At 49.1% G+C, this 21440-nt stretch carries 23 protein-coding genes; 21 read left to right on the top strand and 2 right to left on the bottom strand.

Annotated features, from left to right (window positions below; all coding sequences use genetic code 11):
• Positions 1-345: 345 nt before the first annotated feature.
• Both rluC and I4W93_RS19175 read left to right on the top strand, forming a co-directional pair.
• Positions 346-1299, top strand: a complete 954-nt coding sequence (gene rluC / locus I4W93_RS19180) for a 23S rRNA pseudouridine(955/2504/2580) synthase RluC (RefSeq protein ID WP_205313473.1) — start codon at positions 346-348, stop codon at positions 1297-1299.
• 4 nt (positions 1300-1303) lie between these two features.
• Positions 1304-1963: an HAD family hydrolase gene (locus I4W93_RS19175; protein ID WP_205313474.1), complete on the top strand. Its 660-nt coding sequence runs from the start codon at positions 1304-1306 to the stop codon at positions 1961-1963.
• On the opposite strand, the gene I4W93_RS19170 is transcribed toward I4W93_RS19175, so the two are convergent.
• Positions 1956-2555, bottom strand: coding sequence for a Maf family protein (locus tag I4W93_RS19170; RefSeq protein ID WP_205313475.1), 600 nt, complete (start codon positions 2553-2555; stop codon positions 1956-1958). The two genes, I4W93_RS19175 and I4W93_RS19170, sit on opposite strands and share 8 nt — an antisense overlap.
• Positions 2556-2684: 129 nt before the next feature.
• Between I4W93_RS19170 and yceD the strand changes: the two genes are divergently transcribed.
• From yceD to prpF, 19 genes are all read left to right on the top strand, one after another.
• Complete coding sequence (gene yceD, locus I4W93_RS19165; protein ID WP_205313476.1) at positions 2685-3212, top strand: 23S rRNA accumulation protein YceD; 528 nt, start codon at positions 2685-2687, stop codon at positions 3210-3212.
• Positions 3213-3228: 16 nt separating this feature from the next.
• On the top strand, positions 3229-3393 hold the full coding sequence (gene rpmF, locus I4W93_RS19160; RefSeq protein ID WP_008223049.1) for a 50S ribosomal protein L32: 165 nt from the start codon (positions 3229-3231) through the stop codon (positions 3391-3393).
• 6 nt (positions 3394-3399) lie between these two features.
• Positions 3400-4440 (top strand): phosphate acyltransferase PlsX, encoded by a 1041-nt coding sequence (plsX, locus tag I4W93_RS19155; protein ID WP_205313477.1) that lies wholly within the window; start codon positions 3400-3402, stop codon positions 4438-4440.
• Positions 4441-4446: 6 nt separating this feature from the next.
• Positions 4447-5406, top strand: coding sequence for a beta-ketoacyl-ACP synthase III (locus I4W93_RS19150; protein WP_205313478.1), 960 nt, complete (start codon positions 4447-4449; stop codon positions 5404-5406).
• Between the two features lie 46 nt (positions 5407-5452).
• Positions 5453-6388, top strand: coding sequence for an ACP S-malonyltransferase (gene fabD, locus I4W93_RS19145; RefSeq protein ID WP_205313479.1), 936 nt, complete (start codon positions 5453-5455; stop codon positions 6386-6388).
• Positions 6389-6397: 9 nt separating this feature from the next.
• Entirely contained in the window at positions 6398-7144 is a 747-nt protein-coding gene (fabG, locus tag I4W93_RS19140) for a 3-oxoacyl-ACP reductase FabG (protein ID WP_224673573.1), read from the top strand.
• Positions 7145-7281: 137 nt separating this feature from the next.
• The gene (gene acpP, locus I4W93_RS19135) at positions 7282-7518 is read left to right on the top strand and encodes an acyl carrier protein (protein WP_205313480.1); all 237 of its coding nucleotides are present in this window, start codon (positions 7282-7284) and stop codon (positions 7516-7518) included.
• A gap of 80 nt (positions 7519-7598) precedes the next feature.
• Positions 7599-8837, top strand: a complete 1239-nt coding sequence (gene fabF / locus I4W93_RS19130; protein ID WP_205313481.1) for a beta-ketoacyl-ACP synthase II — start codon at positions 7599-7601, stop codon at positions 8835-8837.
• A gap of 119 nt (positions 8838-8956) precedes the next feature.
• Positions 8957-9730 (top strand): aminodeoxychorismate lyase, encoded by a 774-nt coding sequence (gene pabC / locus I4W93_RS19125; protein WP_224673572.1) that lies wholly within the window; start codon positions 8957-8959, stop codon positions 9728-9730.
• Positions 9724-10734: an endolytic transglycosylase MltG gene (mltG, locus tag I4W93_RS19120; protein WP_205313482.1), complete on the top strand. Its 1011-nt coding sequence runs from the start codon at positions 9724-9726 to the stop codon at positions 10732-10734. The genes pabC and mltG overlap by 7 nt, the downstream gene beginning before the upstream one ends.
• Entirely contained in the window at positions 10731-11360 is a 630-nt protein-coding gene (gene tmk, locus I4W93_RS19115) for a dTMP kinase (RefSeq protein WP_205313483.1), read from the top strand. Before mltG ends, tmk begins: the two co-directional genes overlap by 4 nt.
• Positions 11361-12254 carry a DNA polymerase III subunit delta' gene (gene holB / locus I4W93_RS19110; RefSeq protein ID WP_205313484.1) on the top strand — a complete coding sequence of 298 codons (894 nt, stop codon included), beginning with the start codon at positions 11361-11363 and terminating at the stop codon, positions 12252-12254. It begins immediately after the preceding gene.
• Positions 12255-12265: 11 nt separating this feature from the next.
• Positions 12266-12592 (top strand): PilZ domain-containing protein, encoded by a 327-nt coding sequence (locus tag I4W93_RS19105; RefSeq protein WP_205313485.1) that lies wholly within the window; start codon positions 12266-12268, stop codon positions 12590-12592.
• A gap of 37 nt (positions 12593-12629) precedes the next feature.
• Positions 12630-13412, top strand: a complete 783-nt coding sequence (locus I4W93_RS19100; RefSeq protein WP_205313486.1) for a TatD family hydrolase — start codon at positions 12630-12632, stop codon at positions 13410-13412.
• A gap of 529 nt (positions 13413-13941) precedes the next feature.
• On the top strand, positions 13942-14625 hold the full coding sequence (locus tag I4W93_RS19095; protein ID WP_205313487.1) for a GntR family transcriptional regulator: 684 nt from the start codon (positions 13942-13944) through the stop codon (positions 14623-14625).
• A gap of 1 nt (position 14626) precedes the next feature.
• Positions 14627-15511, top strand: a complete 885-nt coding sequence (gene prpB / locus I4W93_RS19090) for a methylisocitrate lyase (protein WP_205313488.1) — start codon at positions 14627-14629, stop codon at positions 15509-15511.
• Positions 15512-15563: 52 nt separating this feature from the next.
• A complete protein-coding gene (gene prpC / locus I4W93_RS19085) occupies positions 15564-16694 on the top strand; it encodes a bifunctional 2-methylcitrate synthase/citrate synthase (RefSeq protein ID WP_205313489.1) in 1131 nt (376 codons plus the stop codon).
• 324 nt (positions 16695-17018) lie between these two features.
• Positions 17019-19604 carry a Fe/S-dependent 2-methylisocitrate dehydratase AcnD gene (gene acnD / locus I4W93_RS19080; protein ID WP_205313490.1) on the top strand — a complete coding sequence of 862 codons (2586 nt, stop codon included), beginning with the start codon at positions 17019-17021 and terminating at the stop codon, positions 19602-19604.
• Positions 19604-20791: a 2-methylaconitate cis-trans isomerase PrpF gene (gene prpF, locus I4W93_RS19075; RefSeq protein ID WP_205313491.1), complete on the top strand. Its 1188-nt coding sequence runs from the start codon at positions 19604-19606 to the stop codon at positions 20789-20791. The genes acnD and prpF overlap by 1 nt, the downstream gene beginning before the upstream one ends.
• 41 nt (positions 20792-20832) lie before the next feature.
• Here the strand turns inward: prpF and I4W93_RS19070 are convergent.
• Positions 20833-21440 (bottom strand): integron integrase (locus I4W93_RS19070; protein WP_224673571.1); only part of this gene is annotated, 608 nt, incomplete at its 5' end.

Below are 21440 nucleotides of genomic sequence, written 5' to 3'. Positions count from 1 at the left end.
TGCTGTTTTCGTTTTGGATCTGAAACACACCGCCTTGCGGCGCTGCGTTATAGCAATATTTTTTATGCTCTGGTTGACCGGAATTCATGTTTTGTCATTGTTGATAATAGATTACGCAACATTATCTCAGACAAATGGCGTTTGGTTTACGTCGGGGGTATAAAAAACGTTGGTTTTCACCACGATTTCGGTATGATCACTCCCCCAAGCGCTGCCGCACAAATTCTCTTACGTCACTTTGAGCGCCCTAATTGCCAGTTTTTGGCATAATTAGCGGGGGGATTATCCCACTAATGCGTAGCCGATAGCAACTGAAATCTAATATTAGCAGAGTATTCAAAACCCATGAGCGATGAAATCAAGTTACCTGTGCAATTAATTGAAATAGAACCTGATTTTATTGGTCAGCGCATAGACAATTTCTTATTAGCACGGCTCAAAGGCGTACCAAAAAGTGTTATTTATCGGGTTTTAAGAAAGGGAGAGGTGCGAGTGAACAAAAAACGCATCAAACCCGAATATAAACTGCAGCAAGATGACGTGGTACGCATACCGCCGTTAACGGTGGCGGCAGAGGGCGAGCCAGTATCAGTAAAGTTATCAATGGTAAAAAATCTTGAACAACATATTTTATTTGAAGATAACGATTTGATTGTGCTTAATAAACCTTCTGGTATGGCCGTGCACGGTGGTAGTGGTTTACAGTTCGGCGTTATCGAAGCGCTGCGGGCTTTGCGGCCACTGGCAAAACACCTGGAATTAGTGCACCGGCTGGACCGCGATACGTCTGGCTGTTTGCTAATTGCAAAAAAGCGTTCGGTATTAACCCATCTGCACGAGCAACTGCGTAACAAGACGGTAGAGAAAAAATACTGGGCGTTGGTAGCGGGTGATTGGGACAACAAGGTACGTAAAGTTACCGAGCCGCTAAAAAAGAATACGCTGCAATCTGGTGAGCGGGTAGTACGGGTAGACGAAAGGGAAGGTAAGCCCTCAGAAACCCGGTTTCGTATTTTGCAACGCTACCAGCAAGGTACCTTGGTTGAAGCCTTTCCGGTAACCGGACGCACTCATCAAATTCGCGTGCATACGGCGTGTACAGGGCACCCCATCGCCTGTGATGATAAATACGGTGACAATGCTTTTACTGCGCAGATGCAAGAAATTGGTTTAAACCGCTTATTTTTGCATGCCAAGACCCTGAGTTTTGTTCACCCGATGACCGAAACCACCCTGCGGGTAGAGGCGCCATTGGACCCGGTTTTAGAGCAAGCGCTGACAAAATTAACGAGAAAATAATTCCATGCAAAACGCATTAGCAGATACCGTGTCCCTGGTAGTGTTTGATTGGGACGGCACAGTAATGGACTCTATCGATCGTATCGTCTCGTCGCTACGCTCAGCAGCCAGAATAAGTGAGCTGGTGATACCGACAGAGCATGAGGCAAAGCAGATTATTGGGCTCAGCCTGGAACCCGCTTTTGATATTCTGTTTCCTGGCATGACTGATAATAAACGTCAGTTAATGTTTCAGCATTATCGCGAGCAATACATGCTGCACGATAACACGCCAACACCCTTGTTTGCCGGTGTTGAGCAGGTGCTGCGTCAGCTAAAAGACAATAATATTAAACTGGCGGTGGCAACCGGCAAACAGCGCAAAGGCCTGGCGCGCATGTTTGCCGAAACTGGCCTAGAGAAATATTTTGATACCAGCCGCTGCGCGGATGAAGCTCAATCTAAACCGCACCCAGATATGCTACAGCAGATTTTACGTGAGCTGGATGTCAGCGCTGAACAAGCAATAATGGTGGGTGATACCAGCCATGATATGAAGATGGCGCAAGCGATTGCGATGCCGCGTGTAGGCGTAACCCACGGTGTGCATGGCCGCGATGTATTGAGCCAGTTTGCACCCAAAGCCATTATCGATTCGATACCGGAATTATTGCAGGTTATTTAAGCAGCACATTAACGCCTTCATTTAACAGCATCTGGTTTAGCTGAATAAGTGGCAGGCCAATCAGGCTGTTGGGATCGTCACCACTGAGTTTGCTAAACAGACTAATCCCCAGGCCTTCGCTTTTAAAGCTGCCGGCACAGTCCAGCGGCTGCTCTTTGTCGATGTAGGCAATAATTTCGCTATCTGTTAAGGTGCGAAAGCTAACGTTAAATGGCTCAACGATGGCCTGTATATTGCCGCTGTGCGCATTAACCAGAGCCAGCCCGGTAAGAAACGTTACCGTGTTACCGCTGAAACTACGTAATTGCGCCAGCGCGTTTTGTGCCGTGTGGGGTTTACCGATAATATTGCCGTTAAACTGTGCCACCTGATCTGAGCCAATTACCAACCCCGTGTCTAAGCCCACGGCAATAGCTTGGGCCTTGGCGATGGCCAAACGGCGCACCAGTAGCTCTGCGCTTTCGTTAGTTAATGGCGCCTCATCAACGTTTGGTTTAGCGGTGTGAAACCGTGTAGTCAGCTTAGCCAATAGTTGTTGGCGGTACTTTGACGTTGAGGCCAGATATAGCGCTGGTAATGCCGACTCAGCCATTGATAAATAGTCTTTTTATACAAAATTTGTCGCACTATAAACAGAATGAAAAAATAGCGCTATAAAAACCACAAATATCTGCCAGATCCCTTTGACAGTAAAGGGTTGCTTCTATATGATGCGCGCCTTATGCAAAAAGTAAAAATACCCGTTACTATAGATCCGGTTAAAGCAGCGCAAAAACGCTCAGATTACGAAGGCTTTGTGCCAGTAGTAAATTTAACCCGGTTAGCCGAAAGCCTGCTTAATCCGCAGGGCGAAGTGACGGTGCGAGTTGAATGCGGTACTGACCAGCAAGGCCTGACTGTAATACAGGGTAGCGCTTCTTGTGAAGTGAGTGTAACCTGCGAACGTTGTAGCGAAAGCATGACGGTATCGCTGGACTGCAATTTTGCATACACTCCGGTTAAACCGGGTGATGACGCTGCTTTGGAATTAATTCCTGAGCGTTACGACGTGATCGAAAAAGACGAACACGGCGAAATAAATTTACGACAGTTAGTGGAAGATGAGCTGATTCTGGCTTTGCCACTGTTCCCAATGCACGACGAAGCGGTTTGCGCCGTTAGTGCGGCATTGATGAGCTTTGGTGATATAGGCCCAGAACCAGAAAAACCCAATCCTTTCGCTGTACTGGCAGAATTAAAGAAAAAGTGAGTTTAGGAGAAATACCATGGCTGTTCAGCAAAACAAAAAATCACGTGCTCGTCGCGATATGCGTCGCTCACACGATGCATTAACTGGCCCAACGCTGTCAGTTGATTCTACTACTGGCGAAACACACCGTCGTCACCACATTACTGCCGATGGTTACTACAAAGGCCGTAAAGTAAAATAAGTCTGAGTGCATCGGGTGCAGCCAGTTAAGCTGACACTTGCATTAGACATGATGGGGGGCGATCACGGCCCCCATTCTACTATACCTGCCGCCTTGGCAGCGATTTGCGAATTTCCTGAACTACACCTTATTCTGTGTGGCGATGAAGCCAACTTAACCGAGCAATTGAAACTGCACGGCGTTTTTCCGCATCCGCAACTTAGTATTCGCCATAGCAGCCAGGTCGTGTCGATGGCAGATAAGCCGTCTGTTGCACTGCGTTCTAAACGCGACTCCTCCATGCGTGTCGCGTTGGATTTAGTTGATAAAGGCGAGGTGCAAGCCTGTGTCAGTGCCGGTAATACGGGCGCCTTAATTGCTATGGCGCACTTTGTATTGAAAATGCTCAATGGCGTTGATAGACCTGCACTAGTTAGTGCGCTACCGGCTATTGAAGGCAACCCGGTATATATGCTAGACCTTGGCGCTACAGTAAACTGCGACGCGGATACCTTATTCCAGTTTGCCGTCATGGGAGCGGTTATGGCCGAGGAAGTGATTGGCATCAGCCAGCCTAAAGTCGCGCTGCTGAATATGGGTGAAGAGGAAATCAAAGGCTCAGACCAGATAAAGCGGGCATCGATATTGTTGTCAGATTGCAACGAAATTAACTACATTGGCTATATTGAAGGTAATGATATTTTTACCGGCAAAGCCGATGTCATTGTTTGCGATGGTTTTGTTGGCAACGTAGCGCTAAAGACCTGTGAGGGTGTAGCAAAATTGATTTTGCGTCGTTTTGAGTCGAGCATAAAAGATAAAGTTGCTGCGCAATTGTTCGGCTGGTTAATCAAACCTTTTATAAAAAACCTTTATCAGGGCGTGAACCCCGACCACTACAATGGCGCAAGTCTGATAGGATTGCGCGGAATTGTAGTCAAAAGTCATGGAAATGCGACTAAAGATGCATTTCTCAGTGCCATCCGGCAAGCAGTACGTGAGGTTGAACGTCAGGTACCCGCAAAAATTAAAGACCGGCTGGAACACGTATTAATTGATAAAGCGTAGGTTCTCATGTATTCACGCATTATAGGTACCGGAAGTTATTTTCCGGCGCAAGTTCGCAGTAACGCAGATCTAGAGTCGATGGTAGAAACTACAGACGAATGGATTATAGAGCGTACCGGCATTAAAGAGCGTCGCATTATTGGTGATGACGAGTCTGTTGCCACCATGGGAGCTCAGGCGGCACTACAGGCTATCGAAGCCGCCGACATTGATAAAAACAGCATCGATATGATTATTTGTGCTACCACCAGTGCGTCACGTGCACTGCCAAGTGCGGCCTGTGAGATTCAGCGTGAACTGGCCATACCCGCTATTCCTGCCTTTGACATCGCCGCGGCTTGTGCCGGTTTTTGTTATGGCTTAAGTGTGGCCGATCAATATATTAAAACCGGCATTGCCAAGCGCATTCTGGTTATCGGTTCTGACTGTTTGTCCAGGCTGGTGTCGCCGGAGGACAGAAGCATGGTCATTCTGTTTGGTGATGCCGCCGGTGCGGTCATTCTGGAAGCGTCAGAACAGCCGGGCATTTTATCTACCCATATTCATGCCGATGGCAAATACTCAGAATTATTGTACGTCGATAACCCTATACGCGGTGACGAACAGTCTGTGCATCAGTCTTGGGGCTCAATGAAAGGCAATGATGTATTTAAAGTTGCTGTAACGAAATTATCAGAAGTGGTAGAGCAGACCTTAGCAGCCAATAATCTGGATAAATCACAAATTGATTGGCTGGTACCGCATCAGGCGAATCTGCGCATTATCTCCGCGGTAGCACGTAAGTTGGATATGTCGATGGAGCAGGTGGTGATTAACCTGGACCGTTATGGCAATACCTCAGCGGCAACGGTACCTACAGCGCTGGACGAAGCGATTCGCGATGGGCGTATTCAGCGCGGTCAAACGCTGCTGTTGGAGGCCTTCGGTGGTGGTTTTGCCTGGGCCTCAGCTTTGGTTCGCTACTAGAATACAGCGTGACTAATTCTTCGTTTTTTAATTTGCAGGATTAACAATGACAACCAAACTTGCAATTGTATTCCCTGGACAGGGCTCACAATCTGTCGGCATGCTGGCCGATTTATATGCACAATTTGATATAGTTCAGCAAACCTTTGCTGAAGCGTCAGCAGCGCTTGGATACGACTTATGGTCGCTAGTCTCTTCAGGCCCTGAGGCAGACTTAAATGCAACACATCGTACTCAGCCTGCGCTGTTGACGGCTTCTGTCGCCGTATGGCGCTTGTGGCAACAGCAGGGCGGTGCTACACCAGCGTATTTCGCCGGTCACTCGTTAGGTGAGTATTCCGCACTGGTTTGTGCCGGTGTACTGTCACTGGCTGATGCAGTCAAATTAGTGGAAAAGCGCGGAAACTATATGCAATTGGCGGTGCCTGCGGGTGTCGGTGGCATGTCGGCTATTATCGGTCTGGACGATGCTGCAATTGCAAAAGCCTGTGCCGATGCGGCGCAAGGTGAAGTGGTATCGCCGGTAAATTATAACTCGCCGGGCCAGGTCGTTATCGCGGGCCATAAAGCGGCAGTAGAACGTGCCGGCGAACTATGTAAAGCTGCAGGTGCTAAACGCGCCTTGCCTTTGCCGGTCAGCGTGCCATCTCACTGTGCGTTAATGCGACCGGCGGCAGAACAATTGGCCACCGATCTGGCTGCACTTAATTTTAATAGCGCTGTCATACCGGTAATTAATAACGTCGATGTGGCAATTGCTGCTGATGCTGCAGCCGTAAAAGATGCGTTAGTACGGCAACTTTATAGCCCGGTGCGTTGGACCGAAAGTATTGAGTGGCTGGCAGCACAAGGCGTAACTAATGTACTTGAGCTTGGTGCGGGTAAAGTACTTAGTGGTCTGATTAAACGCATAGACAAAAACGTGACTACCGCCTCCGTTGGTGATGTCGCGTCACTGCACGCTGCTCTGACAGCAGAATAAGGATTGAACATGACAAGTTTTATTTCTCTGGAAGGTAAAGTTGCACTGGTTACGGGCGCAAGCCGCGGTATTGGCCGGGCAATTGCCGAGCAATTGGCTGCGCTGGGCGCGAAAGTCGTGGGTACGGCAACCTCTGAAAAAGGCGCCGAGGCTATCAGTAGTTATTTAGGTGACAACGGCTGTGGTCTGGTGTTAAATGTGGCCGACACAGTGTCGATTGAGCAATGTTTGTCACAGATTAAAAACCAGTTTGGTGATATTGATATTTTAGTTAATAATGCAGGCATTACCCGTGACAATTTGTTGATGCGGATGAAAGATGATGAGTGGTTTGACATACTGCAAACCAACTTAACCTCGGTATACCGGTTAAGTAAGGCTGTAATGCGCACTATGATGAAGAAGCGTTTTGGCCGTATTATCAGTATTGGTTCAGTGGTAGGCTCAATGGGCAACGCTGGCCAAACAAACTATGCGGCAGCAAAAGCCGGTGTACTGGGTTTTACCAAATCTTTGGCGCGTGAAGTCGCGTCACGCGGTATTACTGTTAATGCAATAGCGCCCGGTTTTATTGATACCGACATGACTAAAGAGCTGTCAGATGAGCAAAAAGAGGCTATTTTTGCTCAGGTGCCAGCCAACCGGCTGGGGCAACCAGAAGAAATTGCTGCGACAGTAGCGTTCTTAGCGTCTAATCAAGCGGCCTATATTACCGGTGAAACAATTCACGTTAACGGCGGTATGTATATGGTGTAAATAGCGGGAAATAAAGCAGGTTTGACCAGCAGAAAATGCTGATCGCCAAGCTTGCAACCCTGTTAGCTTACGCATAAACTAGCGCCACACAAAATTGCACGAACTGTTGCGATTTATATGAGAAAAAGGAAGAAAAGATGAGCAACATCGAAGAACGCGTTAAGAAAATCATTATTGAACAACTGGGCGTTAAAGAAGACGAAGTAAAGAACGAAGCCTCTTTCGTTGACGACCTGGGTGCTGACTCTCTGGACACCGTTGAGCTGGTAATGGCGTTAGAAGAAGAATTCGATACTGAAATCCCAGACGAAGAAGCTGAGAAAATTACAACAGTCCAATCTGCGATTGACTACGTAAAAGCGCATGCTGAGTAAATAAGTGGCGTGCAGAACGGGTAGCTAAGCTACCCGTTTTCGTTTTAGGCTAGATGAAAATTTTCATGGCGGAGGGTTTTGTGGCAAAACGTCGTGTAGTAGTTACCGGTTTAGGCATGCTAACGCCGCTGGGTAATGATGTTGCCTCAAGCTGGCAAGGCTTACAGCAAGGTAAAAGCGGTATTTCGTTGATCGAGCATTTCGATACCAGTGCCTATACCACTAAATTTGCTGGTTTGATTAAAAATTTTGATGTAGAGCCATTTTTCTCTGCAAAAGATGCTAAGAAAATGGATCTGTTTATTCAGTACGGTGTCGCAGCTGGCATTCAGGCATTTCGAGATTCAGGTATTGAAATTACTGAACAAAATGCGCCGCGCATTGGTGCTGCCATAGGGTCCGGTATTGGTGGCCTGGGCTTAATTGAAGAAAATCATACCAAACTCATTAATAGCGGGCCTAAACGGTTATCACCGTTTTTTGTGCCGTCTACCATTATTAATATGATTGCCGGTCAGCTGTCTATCTTATTAGGTCTGCAGGGGCCAAATATCAGTATTGTTACCGCTTGTACCACAGGTGTGCACAATATTGGTCATGCCGCACGGATGATAAGCTACGGTGATGCTGATGTGATGGTAGCCGGTGGCGCTGAAAAAGCTTCCACGCCGTTAGGCATGGGCGGTTTCGGCGCGGCACGGGCACTGTCCACCCGTAACGATGCTCCACAGCAAGCCAGCCGTCCCTGGGATAAAGGGCGTGATGGTTTTGTATTGGGTGACGGTGCAGGGGTGATGGTGCTGGAAGAGTACGAACATGCCAAAGCCCGTGGCGCTAAGATTTATGCTGAACTAGTCGGGTTTGGTATGAGTGGCGATGCCTACCATATGACATCACCGCCAGAAAACGGCGCTGGTGCAGCCTTAGCGATGAAAAATGCGCTTAATGATGCTCAGGTTAATCCGCAACAAGTGGCCTATATTAATGCTCACGGTACATCCACTTCTGCCGGTGATATTGCCGAAACGATGGCCATAAAATCGGTTTTTGCTAATAACCTGGATAAGCTGATGGTAAGCTCATCTAAGTCGATGATTGGCCATTTGTTGGGGGCTGCAGGTTCGGTAGAATCAATTATTACCGTGCTCTCGTTACAAGATCAGTTGGTAACGCCGACGATTAACCTGGATGAACCGGATGACGGTTGTGACCTTGACTATGTACCACATCAAGGGCGTCAGGTTAGTATGGAGTACGCTTTGTGTAACTCGTTTGGCTTTGGCGGTACCAATGGTTCTATCTTGTTCAAACGCATTTAATGTGCTGTTTTAACATGCATAATCTGCGGTATTAACAAACAATGGCTGCCTGATGCAGCCTTTGTTTTATCTGCATTTTAAGGCATACTGCCGCTAAATTGGCTTCTGCGGAAAATGGTGTGTCCTCAGTTATACGCTCACAGAGTATCGGCATAAAAGATCGCAGTTTTAATTACGGTGATGGTATTTTTACCACGATGCAGGTACGTGCTGGTGAAATTCAGTTGTGGCCACTGCATTTGCAACGCTTACAAGCGAGTGCCCGGCAATTAGGCTTTACTGATATAGACTGGCTGCTGTTGCAACAACAGGCACTAGCAGCGGTTAATCAGCCGGAGCAGGTAATTAAAATATTGATATCACGTGGCGAGGGTGGCCGCGGCTATGGTTGTGATGGTATTAGCGCTCCGCACATTTATATCAGTGTTAGCGCTATGCCTGATTATAAGCGCATGCAGCAACAAGGTGTTTGTCTGCAGGTAGCCAAATTACAGCTGGCAGTTCAACCTTTGTTAGCCGGTTTAAAACACACCAGCCGGCTAGAGCAGGTGCTGTTAAAGCAAGAACTGGCAAACAGCGATGCTGACGAATTACTCGTTCTTGATCAACATGGTTTTGTTACAGAAGCTAGCGCGGCGAATGTGTTTATGTATCGTGATGGCCGCTGGCATACGCCAACGCTGGCACGGGCCGGTGTGGCTGGTGTTATGCGCCAACATATTATGCAACAAGCAGACATCCATTTAGTTGACTGGCTGTTACCTGAGCTGGCTAACGTAGATGCGTTGTTTATATGTAACGCCCTAATGGCAATAGTACCGGTAAGTCATCTGCAAAGCCGGCCCTTGTCTGTCAGTTTAGTGCAAGAGTTTGCAAAGCAGGTTATATGTTAAAACCATTAAGAATTTTCATGTTGCTGGGTGTTATGCTTGCGGTTGCTTACTACGCTGGTGTTCGTTACGTGCAGCATATTCCCTTGCAGTTGGCTGCCGGTATTCACACGGTGGCACCGGGTAGTTCGGCCGCACAGTTATGCCGGCTTTGGCAGCAGCAACAATTAATACAACAAACGGACTGCCTGCTGTTACGGCTGTACCTGAAGTTACACCCCGCGGAAGCCGCTGTGCAGCAAGGTGTGTATCGCGTGAATGACGAGCAGACATTGCTGGACGTTTTAGCGCTGTTTCGCAGTGGTCGTGAAGCACAGTTTGCTTTAACTTTGATTGAAGGTGAAACATTACAGCAAAGCCTGCAGCGCATCTCGCAGGCTACGCATTTGCAGCAGGATATCAGCAGTGCTGAGCAGGTGCTGCAGCTGATGTTATGGCCGCAGGAGTGGGCCGAGCCACCATCCAATGCAGAAGCATTGCTATTTCCTGACACCTATTATTACACGGCAAATAGTATGGCCAGTGCCTTGATAAAACGCGCTCAACAAGCATTGCTGACTGAGCTAGACCATGCCTGGCAGCAACGGCATGGCGATTTACCACTGCAAAACCGCTATCAGTTGTTGACACTGGCATCAATTATCGAAAAAGAGAGCAGTTACGCACCAGAAAAAACCTTGGTAGCATCGGTATTTGTTAACCGACTGCGTAAAAACATGCGCTTGCAAACAGACCCCACCGTCATTTATGGCTTAGAGAATTTTAACGGTGATATTACCCGGGCCGATTTAAATAACCCCCATCGCTATAACACCTATCGTCATCACGGCCTGCCACCGGGCCCCATTAGTCTGGTAGGTCGCGCGGCACTAATGGCTGCGGCTCAGCCAGCAGAAACAGATTTGTACTATTTCGTCAGCAAGGGTGATGGTACGCATCAGTTTTCATCGACACTACAACAGCACAATGCGGCGGTTGAAAAATATATTCTGGGATCCAAGCCATGACACATTCAGGTAAATTTATTGTAGTTGAGGGGCTGGAAGGAGCCGGTAAAAGTACCGCTATAGCTCATATTAAACACTACCTGCACCAGCATGGTATTGAGCCTAAGTGTACAAGGGAGCCCGGTGGTACACCGCTGGCAGAGGCACTACGTGATTTGGTAAAGCAGCTGCACAGCAATGAGCAGGTGGCACCACAAACCGAATTGTTATTAATGTATGCCGCCCGGATGCAGTTGCTAACAAACGTTATTTTGCCAGCGCTGACAGCAGGCAGTTGGGTGTTAGCTGACCGCCACGATATGTCATCCCGTGCTTATCAGGGGGGCGGGCGCCAGCTTGACGAGCAGTTTATTCAGCAGCTTCGACAGGCAGTGTTAGGCGAGTTGAAGCCTGATTTAACCTTGTATCTGGATATTGACCCTGCCATTGGCCTGGAGCGGGCACGCCAGCGCGGCGAGCTGGATCGCATTGAACAAGAGCAATTGGCTTTTTTTCAGCGTACCCGACAAAAGTACTTACAAATAGCGGCAACCGAACCAAACATTGCCGTTATTGACGCTAGCCAGCCACTGTTGCAGGTACAGCAACAGTTAACAACAGCATTAAACCAGGCACTGGGGTTTTAAGTGCAGCCCTGGCTTGTGCAATATCAGCAGCAACTGCAACAATTATTACACAGTGCCAGATTGGCACACGGGTTACTATTTATTGGCCCGGCCGGAATTGGCAAAACGGAGTTAGCAAACTGGCTTAGCGCGGCTTTGCTTTGTACTAATACGCAAAAGCCCTGTGGGGGGTGTAAAAGTTGCTTACTGCGCCAGGCGGGTAGTCACGCTGATTTTCTGGTAATCGATAGCAGTGGTAGCAGCATTGGTGTTGATGCAGTGCGCCAGCTTAGTGTGTTTATGCAGGGGCGTGCACAGCAACAGCAACACAAAGTGGTATTGTTAACCCAGGCAGAAAAACTTACCGAAGCTGCAGCCAACGCGCTGTTAAAAACCCTGGAAGAGCCACCTGAAAACAGCTTTTTGTTGCTACTAACACAAGCCAGCAGCGCGTTGCCGGCGACCTTGCTTAGTCGTTGCCAGCAATGGCAACTCGCTGCTCAGTTTGGTACTGAAGCACAGCAGTGGCTAGCCGCGCAAAGTAACCGGCCAGTAGCAGAATTCTTATTGCCCTATTGTGGTGGTGGACCTTTGCAAGCCCTGGCTATGCTGGAGTCTGGCGAGGCGGATAACATTCAGGCAGCGTTATATGGCTTAGCGCAGTTTGTGGCCGGTCAGCAGAGCTTAGAGCAGACAATAAAGCAGCTGGATTTTACATCGTCTTTGGCAAGATTGTTTGGTTGGTTTTTACGCCAGCACGTACTGCCCGCTATGATCGGGCGCCAGCCAGAAAAACAGTTGGCCCTGCAGCAGCTATACGGCCGCTTCAGTCGTGACGAATCACAAATTTTAGGGCAGAATAAAGCATTAGCGTTGAGTGCATTTCTGTGCGAACTAAAACGCTTACATAGTTAAGGAGCACGCTGATGGAAGAGCTGTCGATAGGATTTAGCGATGTTAAAGATTTATATCGCAGTTATATGCCTTTTTTAAAAACCGGTGGGTTGTTTATCCGTACTTCGCGACAATATAAGATGGGCCAGTCAATTGCGTTAACGGTTACTTTACCCGATGCCCTCGAGCCGCTTATGGTTTCAGGTAAGATTGCTTGGATCACACCGCCAGGCTCACAAAGCTCCAGCCCGGCTGGTATTGGTATTACCTTTATTGACGATAAAGCTCAGCTTGGCGCCCAGATTGAAAAATTACTCGGCGGTATGCTGGGTTCATCGGATCCTACCCACACTATTTAGGCTGGTTTTGTACTGACTATTATTGCAGGAAGTTGTTTTGTTTATAGATTCTCACTGTCACCTTGACCGGCTTGAGCTAGACAAGCTTGGTTTAACCCTGCCAGAAGTTATTGCAGCAGCACAGGCGCAGCAAGTAGAGCATATGCTATGTGTTTGTGTCAGCTTGGCAGAGTTTGAGCAAATGTTAGCGCAGGTTGCCGCATATCCCATGGTATCGGTATCTTGCGGCGAACATCCGCTGCACCAACAAGATAAAATAGATACCGAGTTATTGCTGCAAAAATGCCGTCAGGATGCGGTGGTGGCGGTGGGTGAGACCGGACTGGATTATTTTTATGCCGCGCAAACCAAGCAAACACAACAGGACGCTTTTGTCAGCCATATTCAGGTGGCTAACCAGGTAAATAAGCCGCTTATTATCCATACCCGTGATGCCCGAGCTGATACTTTAGCATTAATGCGTAGCCATCAAGCGGACAAAGCCGGTGGTGTGCTGCATTGCTTTACTGAAAATTATGACATGGCCAAAGCGGCACTGGATCTGGGGTTTTATATTTCTATCTCCGGTATTATGACGTTTCGTAATGCCGATGAACTGCGATCTGTGGTACAGAAATTGCCACTGGACCGCTTGTTAATAGAAACTGATTCACCTTATCTGGCACCGGTACCCTATCGTGGTAAAACCAATCAACCAGCTTACGTTACCGCAGTGGCTGAGGCTGTAGCTGCCGTGAAACAGGTTAGCGTTAGCCAACTAGCAGAAATAACCACAGAAAACTTCTATAATCTATTTCGGTTAATTAAAAAAGCTGTCTAGTTACAATGTTTTAGATAAAAGAAGCCCGGAACCAATCCGCATTGTTCCGGGCCTAGGGGAATGGCTCATAGGGAATGAGCCGTGCGCTAGCGTTACATACTGCTGATCCATAGAAGGTAAGAAATAGTGTAGTTAACGCAGCATATTTTGCTTAACATAAATCATCGGTTGATATTCATAATTGCATTAGATTTTTGCTTTTTTGCACCCAGTTTATCCTCAACTTATCCCCAGCTTATTCCGTGAATAAGGCAAGCTTACTGCGTTTAACCTGTTTTGGGTGCAACGGTTACCCTGGCTCGCTTTAGTTAAAAAAAGAATAATAAACAAAGCTTTAATGAATATATAATCTAAATAAAGTCTGGAATGTGCAGCATAACTATGGCTGCTAGTTAACAAATTTCAGCCACTTCTGTAAAGTAATAACAGCAGACTTTGGTCTTATTGTCGACAATACATGTATTCTTAAGCTTGACTACGCATTAGAAAGGCTATAAAACTACGTTAAATTATTTTTGTGTCGACAATTATGAGTATCTTGCATCCATCACTACGCTCTCCCATTACGGCAGCAGACCGGGTGTTGCTGGAAATTCAGCGCGCCATTGTTGAAGGCAATATAGCGCCAGGCAGCAAGATCAGTGAGCCTGAGTTGGCTAAACGCTTTGATTTAAGCCGAGCGCCACTGCGCGAAGCCTTAGCCCGCCTTGAGCGTTGTCATTTAATCGAGCGTATTCCTAATGCCGGTGCCCGGGTGGTGAAATTGTCGACACAAGGGTTGTTGTCGCTTTATCAGTTACGGGAAACTTTGGAGGGTATGGCTTGCCGCTTGGCGGCCGAGCATATGGCCGACAGTGAAATAGCAGAGCTGCGCGCTTTGTTGGATCAGCACTTAAGTACCCAACGGGTGCGAGAAGGTGAAAGTTATTATCAGGAAGCGGGCGATCTGGACTTTCATTACCGGGTGATTTTGGGCAGTAAAAACGAGTATTTAATCAATATTTTATGTGACGAGCTGTATTACCTGGTGCGCATGTACCGTGTGCAATTGGGTATGAACGGGCCGCGGGTATCACGGGCATTTGACGAACATAAAGCTATTCTTAATGCCATTGCCAACCGTGATGGCGAACTGGCCGATTTGCTGATGCGCCGCCATATCGCGGCGTCACGGCGCAATATTGAAAAACAACTTGAACAAACGGGGAACTAATATGAGCACACTGACTGCCGGTCAAAAATTTCGCGCAGCGATAAACGCAAATGCACCGCTGCAAATTGTCGGCACTATCAATGCGTACACGGCGATGATGGCCGAGCGTACTGGCCACCAGGCGCTGTATTTATCTGGCGCCGGTGTAGCTAACGCCTCTTTTGGCTTGCCTGATTTAGGCATGACCTCGTTAAATGATGTCTGTGAAGACATTCGTCGCATTACCGCGGCCACTAGCTTGCCGTTGTTGGTCGATGCCGACACGGGGTGGGGCGGCGCCTTTAATATTGCCCGCACGGTAAAAGAAATGAGCCGTGCCGGTGCTGCGGGTTTTCATATTGAAGATCAGGTAGCGCAAAAGCGCTGTGGTCATAGGCCGAATAAAGAAATTGTCAGCTTGGATGAAATGGTCGACCGCGTGAAAGCTTCGGTAGATGCCCGCACAGACGAGAGCTTTTTTATTATGGCGCGCACTGATGCGCTTGCGCAGCAAGGTTTAGACGCAGCCATTGAACGGGCGTTAGCCTGTGAAGCGGCCGGTGCTGATGCTATTTTTGCAGAAGCCGTGCACACACTTGAGCAATACACCGCTTTTACCAAGGTATTAAAAGTGCCGGTGCTGGCGAACATTACTGAATTTGGTCAGACACCGCTATTTAACAAAGCGGAGTTAGCCAGCGTAGGCGTGGCGATGGTGTTGTATCCACTTAGCGCATTTCGGGCCATGAACAAAGCGGCGTTGAATGTATACCAATCTATTTTAGCCAATGGCGATCAGAAAGCCGTGGTAGACAGCATGCAAACCCGTGCTGAGCTGTATGACTTTTTAAACTACCACAGCTTTGAAGAAAAGCTCGATCAGCTGTTTAGCAGCAAAAAATCTTAATTGTTAGTTTTGAATATTGCGCTTTTAATTTAAAGACAACGGGGAGAACACCATGTCAACAGGTAAAGTACTTTCAGGCGCGGGCTTGCGCGGTCAGGTGGCAGGTAAAACGGCACTGTCTACCGTCGGTAAAACGGGCTCTGGCTTAACCTACCGTGGTTATGATGTTAAAGATTTAGCCGCTAATTGCAGCTTTGAAGAAGTCGCTTACTTAATTTTAAAAGGTGAGCTGCCAACTGCAGCAGAGCTTGCGGCTTATAAAGTTAAGTTAAAAAGCCTGCGCAGCCTGCCACAGGCCTTAAAAGATGTATTAGAGCGTATTCCGGCATCAGCCCATCCGATGGACGTGATGCGCACCGGATGCTCTATGCTGGGTAACCTGGAAACTGAAGCTAGCTTTGATCAGCAACAACACGCGACTGATCGCATGCTGGCGATTTTCCCTGGCTTAGTAAACTACTGGTACAACTTTAGCCACCATGGCAAACGAATTACCGTAGAAACTGATGCCGACTCTGTTGCCGAGCAATTTTTGTGGACCTTACACGGTGAGAAACCCACGCCATTGCATGTTGATGTGATGCAAGCGTCGCTAATTTTGTATGCAGAGCATGAGTTCAATGCTTCTACTTTTACCGCCCGCGTGTGTGCCTCAACCCTAAGCGATATGCATTCTTGCATTACCGGTGCTATTGGTTCACTGCGCGGCCCGCTGCACGGTGGTGCCAATGAAGCGGCAATGGAGCTGATTGAAAACATGCATAACGCCGATGATGCCGAGCAAAAACTGCTGGGTATGCTGGCACGTAAAGAAAAAATTATGGGCTTTGGCCATGCGGTGTATTCAGATTCTGACCCACGTAATGCGGTGATCAAAGAGTGGTCTGAGAAGCTGGCCAACGCCAATGGCGATACTAAGCTGTATGACGTGTCTGTGCGCTGTGAAGCGGTAATGTGGCGTGAGAAGAAGCTGTTTTGTAACGCCGATTTCTTCCACGCGTCGGCTTACAACTACATGGGCATTCCGACCAAGCTGTTTACGCCTATTTTTGTCTGCAGCCGCTTAACCGGCTGGGCCGCACATGTGATGGAGCAACGCGCCGATAACCGTATTATCCGGCCAAGTGCGGACTACGTTGGCGTAGAGCCACGTAGTGTGAAGCCGATTGCCGCTCGCGGTTAACAGAACAGCAGCGTTGAGGGGAATAGCAACTGTTCGGTTGCAACACCCGCCATGCTCGCCACAGCAACTCGTCCTTATGCCTGCGGCAGGACTCAGACACTCTGTGGCTGCGCTAGCGGGGTTCCAACCTCACATTGCTGCAGGAAAATAGACAGTTCAGCTTAAGGTGATAAAGCCAAATCGGCTTGATCTAAGCCAACCGTTGAAGCCCCGGACGGGCTGAGACGAGCCCCCAAGGATGGGTTTACGGCGTGTTGGCGTGGTCAAGCCGGTTTGTGCGTTAAACCTCAGTCTGGTTATAACCAAGACAAACAGGTAATTACAATGAACAGCCAATACCGTAAAAAACTGCCCGGCACCAACCTGGATTATTTTGACACCCAGGCCGCGGTAGATGCCGTAGAACCCGGCGCTTATGCCAAACTGCCGTATACCTCGCGCGTGCATGCTGAAAACTTAGTGCGCCGCTGCGATCCGGCCATGCTAACCGAGGCACTAAAACAGTTTATTTATCGCAAGCGCGATTTAGACTTTCCCTGGTTTCCGGCCCGTGTGGTATGCCACGACATTTTAGGCCAAACCGCATTGGTCGACTTAGCAGGCCTTAGAGATGCCATTGCTGAAAAAGGCGGCGATCCTGCCAAAGTAAACCCGGTGGTACCCACTCAGCTGATTGTTGACCATTCATTAGCGGTAGAACACGCCGGCTTTGAAGCCGATGCATTTGATAAAAACCGCGCCATTGAAGATAGGCGCAATGACGATCGCTTCCACTTTATTAACTGGACGAAAAAAGCCTTTAAAAATGTCGATGTGATCCCGCCCGGCAACGGCATTATGCATCAAATTAATTTGGAGCGGATGTCACCAGTTATTCACGCCAAAGACGGTGTGGCCTTTCCTGATACCTTAGTAGGCACCGACAGTCACACACCGCACGTTGATGCGTTGGGCGTTATTGCCATTGGTGTCGGTGGCTTAGAGGCCGAAAGCGTGATGCTGGGCCGTGCCAGCTGGATGCGCCTGCCGGATATCATTGGCGTAGAGCTTAGCGGCAAAGCACAGCCAGGCATTATGGCCACCGATATTGTGCTGGCGTTAACCGAGTTTTTACGCAAACAAAAAGTGGTATCAAGTTATTTAGAGTTTTATGGTGAAGGCGCCGACAGCTTAAGTTTGGGTGATAGGGCAACGATATCGAATATGACGCCGGAATACGGTGCTACCGCCGCAATGTTTAGCATCGATCAGCAAACGCTGGACTATTTAACGCTGACCGGCCGCGAACCCGAGCAGGTAAAACTGGTTGAAACCTACGCTAAAACGGCGGGCCTTTGGAGCGAAAGCTTAAAAACCGCTGAGTACGAGCGTGTATTGAAGTTTGATTTATCCAGTGTTGGCCGCACCATGGCTGGGCCGTCTAACCCGCATGCGCGTTTGTCTACCAGTGACTTAACCGCCAAAGGCATTGCGGGTAAGTATGAAATTGAAGAGGGCAAAATGCCCGATGGCGCAGTAATCATTGCCGCCATTACCAGCTGCACCAATACCAGTAACCCGCGTAACGTAATTGCTGCCGGCTTGTTGGCGCGTAATGCCAATAAACTGGGTTTAAGTCGTAAGCCTTGGGTGAAAACCTCACTGGCACCTGGGTCTAAAGCGGTACAACTGTATTTAGAAGAGGGCGCGTTACTGCCGGAATTAGAGCAATTAGGTTTTGGTATTGTCGGTTTTGCCTGTACCACCTGTAACGGCATGAGCGGCGCACTGGACCCGATTATTCAAAAAGAAGTGGTAGAACGGGATTTATACGCCACAGCAGTGTTATCCGGTAACCGTAACTTTGATGGGCGTATTCACCCTTACGCCAAGCAGGCGTTTTTGGCCTCTCCTGCCTTAGTGGTGGCCTATGCCATTGCCGGAACTATCCGCTTTGATATTGAAAAAGACGTGCTGGGTTACTGTGACGGCAAAGCGATAACGCTAAAAGATATCTGGCCAAGTGACGCTGAAATTGATGCGGTAGTAAAAGCCAGCGTGAAGCCAGAGCAGTTCCGTAAAGTGTACGAGCCGATGTTTGCGGTTGAAGTTGACTACGGTGATAAGGTGGCGCCGCTGTATGACTGGCGGCCGCAAAGTACTTACATCCGCCGCCCGCCCTATTGGGAAGGCGCGTTGGCAGGCGAGCGCAGCTTAAAAGGTATGCGCCCGCTGGCGTTGTTGCCAGATAACATTACTACCGACCATTTGTCGCCGTCTAACGCCATTATGCTGGACAGCGCCGCCGGTGAGTACCTGCACAAAATGGGCCTGCCAGAGGAAGATTTCAACTCTTACGCTACGCACCGCGGCGACCATTTAACCGCGCAGCGCGCCACTTTTGCCAACCCTAAACTGGTTAATGAAATGGCCGTGGTAGACGGTAAAGTTAAGCCAGGTTCACTGGCGCGGGTTGAACCGGAAGGCAAAGTGATGCGCATGTGGGAAGCAATAGAAACCTATATGCAGCGCAAGCAGCCGTTGATTATTGTTGCCGGCGCTGATTACGGCCAGGGTTCATCGCGTGACTGGGCCGCCAAAGGCGTACGTTTAGCCGGGGTCGAGGCTATTGCCGCCGAAGGTTTTGAGCGTATTCACCGTACCAACTTAATTGGTATGGGTGTGCTGCCGCTGGAGTTTAACGCCGGTACCACCCGTATTACGCTGGGCCTGGATGGCACTGAAACTTACGATGTAGTAGGCGAGCGCACACCGCGGGCGACGTTAACGCTGGTGATTCACCGCACTAACGGCGAAGTGTTAAACGTGCCGGTAACCTGTCGCTTAGATACCGCTGAAGAGGTGTCTATCTACGAAGCCGGCGGCGTACTGCAGCGTTTTGCGCAGGACTTTTTGCAAGGAGCAGTGTAATGGCGGCTCCTCAAATAAAAATCCCCGCCACCTACATGCGTGGTGGTACCAGTAAAGGCGTATTTTTTAAACTGGATGACTTACCCCAAGCCGCACAAACGCCGGGTAAAGCGCGCGACAACCTGCTGCTTAGGGTTATTGGCAGCCCGGACCCATACGGCAAGCACACCGACGGCATGGGCGGCGCCACCTCTAGTACCAGCAAAACGGTGATGTTAAGCAAAAGCAGTAAGGCAGATCACGATGTCGACTACCTGTTTGGTCAGGTGGCAATAGATAAGCCGTTTATCGACTGGAGCGGCAACTGCGGCAACCTAACCGCCGCTGTCGGCTCTTTTGCCATCAGCAATGGCTTGGTGGCTAAAGAGCGTATCCCGCAAAATGGCATTTGTACCGTGCGCATCTGGCAGGCCAATATCAACAAAACCATTATTGCCCATGTACCGATGGCCAACGGCGAAGTGCAGGAAACCGGCGACTTTGAACTGGATGGCGTCACGTTTCCGGCGGCAGAAGTGCAGATTGAGTTTTTAGACCCGGCCGCCGATGAAGGGGACGGCGGTGGCGCAATGTTCCCCACCGGCAACCAGGTTGATGTGCTCGACGTACCCGGTATTGGCAGCTTTAGCGCGACGCTGATAAACGCCGGCATTCCAACCATTTTTGTTAACGCCGCCGATATCGGTTATAGCGGTACTGAGCTGCAAGAGGCCATAAATGGCGATACCACGGCACTTAGCCGCTTTGAAACCATTCGCGCCTATGGTGCGCTAAAAATGGGCCTGATTAGCGATATCAGCGAAGCCGCCGCACGGGCGCATACACCTAAAATCGCCTTTGTCGCACCACCGCAAAGCTATGTGTCATCCAGTGGCAAGCAGGTCAATGCCAGTGATATCGACCTGCTAGTTCGGGCATTGTCGATGGGCAAATTGCACCACGCCATGATGGGCACCGCTGCGGTCGCCATTGGTACCGCTGCAGCCATTCCCGGTACTCTAGTGAACCTGGCTGCCGGTGGCGTCGCGCGCGAAGCCGTGCGCTTTGGTCATCCATCCGGCACCTTACGGGTAGGGGCAGCCGCTACGCAGGTTAACGGCCAATGGACAGTAACCAAAGCCATAATGAGCCGCAGCGCGCGGGTATTGATGGAAGGGGACGTGCGCGTGCCGGGCGATTGCTTCTAACTAAGCTGGTTAAGCTAAACAGGGCGCTGCGGCGCCCTTTTTTATAGCAGATGTGACAATGGGCTTTTAACGCCCGCCGCTCCACGGTTTAGCACGTGAGTGTATATTTGCGTAGTGCGCACATCGGTATGGCCTAATTGCTCTTGCACGGTGCGGATATCCGCGCCGGCCTCTAACAAATGGGTAGCGAAGCTGTGTCTTAGCGTGTGGCAAGTCACGAGTTTTGAAATTCTGGCCAGTTTAGCTGCGTGTTTAATGGCTTTTCTGACGGTGGTTTCATCAATGTGATGACGCCGAACTGCTTTAGATTCTGGATCAATGCTAAGCACTGCAGAAGGGAATAAGTATTGCCAACCCAGTTCAAGAGGTGCAGATGGGTATTTAACCGCAAGTGCATTGGGCAGCCAAACACCATTATACCCGTGATGTTGCCGATCCCGCTGCCAGTGTTGCTGCACCAAATCAGATTGAGCGCGCAGCAATACTAATAATTCAGCTGCCAGGGTTACCCTGTGGTTTTTATTGCCTTTACCTTGCCATACCATTACCGACAAATAGTCATAATCTATTGCATGCACCCGCAATCTAACTGCTTCCATCAGCCTTAAGCCACTGCCGTACATCAACTGCGCCAGCAGTTTATAGCGTT

Source organism: Rheinheimera maricola (assembly GCF_016918075.2).
Classification (GTDB): domain Bacteria; phylum Pseudomonadota; class Gammaproteobacteria; order Enterobacterales; family Alteromonadaceae; genus Alishewanella; species Alishewanella maricola_A.
The sequence above is the reverse complement of the archived record's forward strand: the minus strand, read 5'-3'. Positions and strand labels throughout refer to the sequence as shown.

Excerpts from the sequence above, each read along its gene's own strand:
- rluC (WP_205313473.1), top strand. The coding sequence starts at position 346 with ATGAGCGATGAAATCAAGTTACCTGTGCAATTAATTGAAATAGAACCT.
- I4W93_RS19175 (WP_205313474.1), top strand. The coding sequence starts at position 1,304 with ATGCAAAACGCATTAGCAGATACCGTGTCCCTGGTAGTGTTTGATTGG.
- I4W93_RS19170 (WP_205313475.1), bottom strand. The coding sequence starts at position 2,555 with ATGGCTGAGTCGGCATTACCAGCGCTATATCTGGCCTCAACGTCAAAG.
- yceD (WP_205313476.1), top strand. The coding sequence starts at position 2,685 with ATGCAAAAAGTAAAAATACCCGTTACTATAGATCCGGTTAAAGCAGCG.
- rpmF (WP_008223049.1), top strand. The coding sequence starts at position 3,229 with ATGGCTGTTCAGCAAAACAAAAAATCACGTGCTCGTCGCGATATGCGT.
- I4W93_RS19150 (WP_205313478.1), top strand. The coding sequence starts at position 4,447 with ATGTATTCACGCATTATAGGTACCGGAAGTTATTTTCCGGCGCAAGTT.
- fabD (WP_205313479.1), top strand. The coding sequence starts at position 5,453 with ATGACAACCAAACTTGCAATTGTATTCCCTGGACAGGGCTCACAATCT.
- fabG (WP_224673573.1), top strand. The coding sequence starts at position 6,398 with ATGACAAGTTTTATTTCTCTGGAAGGTAAAGTTGCACTGGTTACGGGC.
- acpP (WP_205313480.1), top strand. The coding sequence starts at position 7,282 with ATGAGCAACATCGAAGAACGCGTTAAGAAAATCATTATTGAACAACTG.
- mltG (WP_205313482.1), top strand. The coding sequence starts at position 9,724 with ATGTTAAAACCATTAAGAATTTTCATGTTGCTGGGTGTTATGCTTGCG.
- tmk (WP_205313483.1), top strand. The coding sequence starts at position 10,731 with ATGACACATTCAGGTAAATTTATTGTAGTTGAGGGGCTGGAAGGAGCC.
- I4W93_RS19105 (WP_205313485.1), top strand. The coding sequence starts at position 12,266 with ATGGAAGAGCTGTCGATAGGATTTAGCGATGTTAAAGATTTATATCGC.
- I4W93_RS19095 (WP_205313487.1), top strand. The coding sequence starts at position 13,942 with ATGAGTATCTTGCATCCATCACTACGCTCTCCCATTACGGCAGCAGAC.
- prpB (WP_205313488.1), top strand. The coding sequence starts at position 14,627 with ATGAGCACACTGACTGCCGGTCAAAAATTTCGCGCAGCGATAAACGCA.
- prpC (WP_205313489.1), top strand. The coding sequence starts at position 15,564 with ATGTCAACAGGTAAAGTACTTTCAGGCGCGGGCTTGCGCGGTCAGGTG.
- acnD (WP_205313490.1), top strand. The coding sequence starts at position 17,019 with ATGAACAGCCAATACCGTAAAAAACTGCCCGGCACCAACCTGGATTAT.
- prpF (WP_205313491.1), top strand. The coding sequence starts at position 19,604 with ATGGCGGCTCCTCAAATAAAAATCCCCGCCACCTACATGCGTGGTGGT.